Below are 1275 nucleotides of genomic sequence, written 5' to 3' on the forward strand. Positions count from 1 at the left end.
CGCGGCTCCAGGCGGCGGGCGAGCGCGGCGTCCAGCGTGGTGATGGTCACGTAGGCGGCGGCCAGGCGGTCGCGGGCCAGGGGGGCGAGCAGGTCGAGGTCGCGCTCCACCCCGCTCGACTTGGTGATGACCGAAAACGGGTAGCGGGCCTCGCCCAGCACTTCGATCAGCCCGCGCGTCAGGCGCAGCTCGCGCTCCACGGGCTGGTAGCAGTCGGTGGCGGATCCGATGTTGAGCAGCTGCGGCACATGCCCGGGCCGGGCCAGTTCGCCGCGCAGCACCTCGGCGATGTTGTGCTTGGCGATGATCTGCGTCTCGAAGTCCAGCCCCGGCGACAGGTTCAGGTAGCTATGCGTGGGCCGCGCGTAGCAGTAGATGCAGCCGTGCTCGCACCCGCGGTAGGGGTTGACCGAGTGCTCGAAGAAGATGTCCGGCGAGTCGTTGGCGCAGATGGCGCTGCGCGCGGTCTCCAGCACCACGCGCGTGGCCTGGGGGGCGGCGGCGTCCGGCCCTTCGCCGGGCCCGGCCCAGCCATCGTCGAAGGCGTCGCGCGCATCGCGCAGGAAACGGTGCGGGATCCGCGTCGCGGCGCCCCGCCCCTTGATGGCGTGCAGTGGGATCTGGAATTCGGACATGGACGGCGCCTCGGCTGCGGGCTGGGCCAGGGGCGGCGCCGGTTCGACGCCTGCCTGCGGCCAGCCAAAGACTGTATATAAACACAGATATTAGCGCCGTTCGCTCGGGATGTCTCCCGCCCCTTCGCCAGGCGCCGTTCGCCCCGATGCCGTGGGCCTGCACTGGCCCGGGCTACCGCCTGCGGTTCACGCGGCCAGGGAGAGGCGGCGCAGCAGGCCGCGCAGGTGCATGCGCTGCAATTGCACATCCAGCGCCTGCAGCGCGCGGCCTTCCTCGGTGAAGCCCGTGATCCGGGCGCAGACCGGGCCGCCCTCCTCCTCCACGGCGGTGGTGCCCGTCAGCAGGCCAGCGGCGCGCAGCAGCTCGAAATGCTGGATTTCCTCGGGGTCGGAGGTGGTGAACGGCAGGGGCTGTTCCGCCACCTTGCCCAGGAACACGACGTTCATATGCGCACTTTCTTCACAGGGCTGGCGCGCGCACCGGCCGGAACTCGGGGATCGAATCCGTGGCGCCAAGGCTGCCGCCCTCAGGGAAGGCACACGGTAGGCCACAACGCGGTGCAGCACAAGCACGGCCGGACAGGAGGTCACGGTGCTGCGCTCGGCAACGGTTTGGGTGTTTTTTGGCCTCCAGCACAAT

Annotated in this window: 2 protein-coding genes; both read right to left on the reverse strand. The window is 70.1% G+C overall.

Annotation, left to right across the window (positions count from 1 at the left end; translation table 11 throughout):
* Positions 1-635, reverse strand: a 635-nt coding sequence (locus AC27KI_RS25140) for a radical SAM family protein (protein WP_487091185.1), incomplete at its 3' end; no start/stop codon positions are given.
* 186 nt (positions 636-821) lie between these two features.
* Positions 822-1082: a hypothetical protein gene (locus tag AC27KI_RS25145; protein WP_272568362.1), complete on the reverse strand. Its 261-nt coding sequence runs from the start codon at positions 1080-1082 to the stop codon at positions 822-824.
* Positions 1083-1275 lie beyond the last annotated feature (193 nt).

The organism is Acidovorax sp. KPB24-03 (assembly GCF_057546605.1).